At 55.9% G+C, this 4,155-nt stretch carries 1 protein-coding gene, 2 tRNA genes and 2 rRNA genes; 4 read left to right on the top strand and 1 reads right to left on the bottom strand.

Annotation, left to right across the window (positions count from 1 at the left end):
* Positions 1-19: 19 nt before the first annotated feature.
* A tRNA-Ile gene (locus tag VQ042_RS24775) sits at positions 20-96 on the top strand.
* A 56-nt stretch (positions 97-152) separates the two neighbouring features.
* Positions 153-228, top strand: a tRNA-Ala gene (locus VQ042_RS24770).
* Between the two features lie 130 nt (positions 229-358).
* Here VQ042_RS24770 and VQ042_RS24765 read toward each other — a convergent pair.
* A complete protein-coding gene (locus VQ042_RS24765) occupies positions 359-496 on the bottom strand; it encodes a hypothetical protein (RefSeq protein WP_331822925.1) in 138 nt (45 codons plus the stop codon).
* 257 nt (positions 497-753) lie between these two features.
* Between VQ042_RS24765 and VQ042_RS24760 the strand changes: the two genes are divergently transcribed.
* Together VQ042_RS24760 and rrf are read left to right on the top strand one after the other, a co-directional pair.
* Positions 754-3,575, top strand: a 23S ribosomal RNA gene (locus VQ042_RS24760).
* An 85-nt stretch (positions 3,576-3,660) separates the two neighbouring features.
* Positions 3,661-3,775: ribosomal RNA gene (gene rrf / locus VQ042_RS24755) — 5S ribosomal RNA — on the top strand.
* Positions 3,776-4,155: the final 380 nt, after the last annotated feature.

Raw genomic sequence — 4,155 nt, 5'->3', positions numbered from 1 at the left:
CGCGTGAGCGAGACAGATCGGGCCCGTAGCTCAGTTGGTTAGAGCGCACCCCTGATAAGGGTGAGGTCGGTAGTTCGAATCTACCCGGGCCCACCATCTGACATGGTCGGCCGGGAGGTCGAGACGGCACCGGACGCGCGCCACCCAAGATTGGGGCTTTAGCTCAGCTGGGAGAGCACCTGCTTTGCAAGCAGGGGGTCGTCGGTTCGATCCCGACAAGCTCCACCACTTCCTTCGGTCGTGGCGTCGCCTGTCGGTTTGCCGGCAGCCGCCACAGCCGCAGCGTCGGCGCGATCATCATCCAGGAGAAAGACAACGGTTTGCAGCCTTGGACATTTGTCCGAGTGCCTGCCTGTTCTCAATCATCATCGTGAAGAAGAAGACGGATCTCGAAGGTCGTCATGTTGGCCAGCTTGCTGGTCATGCCCCGCTCAGGGTTTGGACGATCTGTCGATGGAAGGTTCCGGTACGGGTTCATCGCCTTAGCACCGGTCATAACAAGCCTTCCGTCCCATGATCGATGTGCCTGACCGCACATCGTCGGGGTTTGTCTCAAGAAGCTGGTCTTTCGTCGATCGGGTTTAGCCACCTGGTCGACACATATAGAGCACCGCTGCAGGACGCGGGCCGAGATTGCACATCTTGGCCGGCGTTTGCGGTGTTCGAAGAGGATCCGTGAATGTCTCACCTCTCTCTCCCGGGTGTGCCTCGCAAGGGGCTTGGCCGGGAATGGTGAGCATTGACGATGAGAATGATCAAGTGACTTAAGGGCATTTGGTGAATGCCTTGGCATGCACAGGCGATGAAGGACGTGATACGCTGCGATAAGCCATGGGGAGCTGCGAATAAGCTTTGATCCGTGGATTTCCGAATGGGGCAACCCACCTTTGACGCCTGTTAAGTTCAAGCGGTTGGCGAGACTTTTTGTTTAGCGAACCGCTTGGATTAACAGGTGTCGATAAAAGGTATCTGACTCTGAATACATAGGGGTTAGAAGCGAACTCGGGGAACTGAAACATCTAAGTACCCGAAGGAAAGGACATCAACCGAGACTCCGTCAGTAGCGGCGAGCGAACGCGGACCAGGCCAGTGGCCATCGAGAGAAGAAGCGGAACAGGTTGGAAAGCCTGGCAAGAGTGGGTGATAGCCCCGTACGCATAATGTCTCCGATGGTCCTCGAGTAGGGCGGGACACGTGAAATCCTGTTCGAAATTAGGGGGACCACCCTCTAAGCCTAAGTACTCGTGCATGACCGATAGCGAACCAGTACCGTGAGGGAAAGGTGAAAAGCACCCCGACAAGGGGAGTGAAATAGTACCTGAAACCGAATGCCTACAAACAGATGGAGCTCAAGGTTCGTCCTGGGTGACATCGTACCTTTTGTATAATGGGTCAGCGACTTAGTCTGGCGAGCAAGCTTAAGCCGTTAGGTGGAGGCGTAGCGAAAGCGAGTCTGAACAGGGCGTTCAGTTCGTCGGATTAGACCCGAAACCGAGTGATCTAGCCATGAGCAGGTTGAAGGTGCGGTAACACGCACTGAAGGACCGAACCCATATCTGTTGCAATAGATCGGGATGACTTGTGGCTAGGGGTGAAAGGCCAATCAAACTCGGAAATAGCTGGTTCTCCGCGAAATCTATTTAGGTAGAGCGTCGGATGAACACTCCAGGGGGTAGAGCACTGAATGGGCTAGGGGGCCTCACCGGCTTACCAAACCTAATCAAACTCCGAATACCTGGAAGTGCTATCCGGCAGACACACGGCGGGTGCTAACGTCCGTCGTGGAAAGGGAAACAACCCTGACCACCAGCTAAGGTCCCCAAGTTATGGCTAAGTGGGAAAGGATGTGAAGATTCCAAAACAACCAGGATGTTGGCTTAGAAGCAGCCATCATTTAAAGAAAGCGTAACAGCTCACTGGTCTAATCAAGAGTCTTTGCGCCGAAAATGTACCGGGGCTCAAGCCATACACCGAAGCTGTGGGCACGTCTTTGACGTGCGGTAGCGGAGCGTTCCGTAGGCCTGTGAAGGGAGACCCGTGAGGGCTCCTGGAGGTATCGGAAGTGCGAATGCTGACATGAGTAACGATAAAGGGAGTGAGAGACTCCCTCGCCGAAAGTCCAAGGGTTCCTGCTTAAAGTTAATCTGAGCAGGGTTAGCCGGCCCCTAAGGCGAGGCCGAAAGGCGTAGTCGATGGGAACCACGTTAATAATCGTGGGCCTGGTGGAGAGTGACGGATCTCGTGTATCGTAAGGTCTTATTGGATTGATCTTGCGGTGAAGAGGTTCCAGGAAATAGCCCCACCGTATAGACCGTACCCGAAACCGACACAGGTGGACTGGTAGAGTATACCAAGGCGCTTGAGAGAACTATGTTGAAGGAACTCGGCAAATTGCACGCGTAACTTCGGAAGAAGCGTGACCCTTTTCCACGCAAGTGGGGGAGGGTGGCACAGACCAGGGGGTAGCGACTGTTTATCAAAAACACAGGGCTCTGCGAAGTCGCAAGACGACGTATAGGGTCTGACGCCTGCCCGGTGCTGGAAGGTTAAGAGGAGGGGTGCAAGCTCTGAATCGAAGCCCCAGTAAACGGCGGCCGTAACTATAACGGTCCTAAGGTAGCGAAATTCCTTGTCGGGTAAGTTCCGACCTGCACGAATGGCGTAACGACTTCCCCGCTGTCTCCAACATAGACTCAGTGAAATTGAATTCCCCGTGAAGATGCGGGGTTCCTGCGGTCAGACGGAAAGACCCCGTGCACCTTTACTATAGCTTTACACTGGCATTCGTGTCGGCATGTGTAGGATAGGTGGTAGGCTTTGAAGCGTGGGCGCCAGCTCGCGTGGAGCCATCCTTGAAATACCACCCTTCTCGTCATGGATGTCTAACCGCGGTCCGTCATCCGGATCCGGGACAGTGTATGGTGGGTAGTTTGACTGGGGCGGTCGCCTCCTAAAGAGTAACGGAGGCGCGCGATGGTGGGCTCAGACCGGTCGGAAATCGGTCGTCGAGTGCAATGGCATAAGCCCGCCTGACTGCGAGACAGACAAGTCGAGCAGAGACGAAAGTCGGTCATAGTGATCCGGTGGTCCCGCGTGGAAGGGCCATCGCTCAACGGATAAAAGGTACGCCGGGGATAACAGGCTGATGACCCCCAAGAGTCCATATCGACGGGGTTGTTTGGCACCTCGATGTCGGCTCATCGCATCCTGGGGCTGGAGCAGGTCCCAAGGGTTTGGCTGTTCGCCAATTAAAGCGGTACGTGAGCTGGGTTCAGAACGTCGTGAGACAGTTCGGTCCCTATCTGCCGTGGGTGCAGGAGAATTGACAGGATCTGACCCTAGTACGAGAGGACCGGGTTGGACGTACCTCTGGTGGACCTGTTGTGGCGCCAGCCGCAGTGCAGGGTAGCTATGTACGGTCGGGATAACCGCTGAAGGCATCTAAGCGGGAAACCCACCTGAAAACGAGTTCTCCCTATCAGAGCCGTGGTAGACCACCACGTTGATAGGCCGGGTGTGGACGTGCGGCAACGCATGAAGCTTACCGGTACTAATCGCTCGATCGGCTTGATCATTCTCATTCGTCAATGCTCACCCCAAAGGGGCGAGACAACACACATCACGGATCCCAAGACCAGCTTCTCACTTGCCATTTGCCGACCTGGTGGTTCTAGCGGGGCGGCCGCACCCGATCCCATTCCGAACTCGGCCGTGAAACGCCCCAGCGCCCATGATACTTCGTCTCAAGACGCGGGAAAGTCGGTCGCCGCCAGGTCTGCAAATCGCAAGAACACCCTTCTTCTCCTCAACACATCCCAAACACCCCAAAGCCCCTCGCGCACACAATGCCGAGGGGCTTTCGTGCGTCTGGACAACGGAGGATGGGGGCGGCTGAAAGTGGCGGGGACCCGGGGCAGCACCAAAGGTCAGGACGTGCGGCGCGGAGACTGGCCACCCAAGCTCCCTGTCATCTGTCCCGCCCTTGGCTCGTTGCGACTGACAGTCCTGACCCTTGCCCGATAATGCTAAAGGCTTAATTCCCTGCGTATTTCGCTGATCGTGAGCGTCGATTTCATTCCATCGTGAGCGCTGATTTCAGACGATCGTGAGCACGCATTTCGCGCGATCATGAGCGGAGCGCTCCGGCCGATTGGT

The organism is Aurantimonas sp. A2-1-M11 (genome assembly GCF_036549475.1).
Classification (GTDB): domain Bacteria; phylum Pseudomonadota; class Alphaproteobacteria; order Rhizobiales; family Rhizobiaceae; genus Aurantimonas.
The sequence above is the reverse complement of the archived record's forward strand: the minus strand, read 5'-3'. Positions and strand labels throughout refer to the sequence as shown.

Coding starts and splice junctions, on each gene's coding strand:
- VQ042_RS24765 (WP_331822925.1), bottom strand. CDS start 496: ATGACCGGTGCTAAGGCGATGAACCCGTACCGGAACCTTCCATCGACA.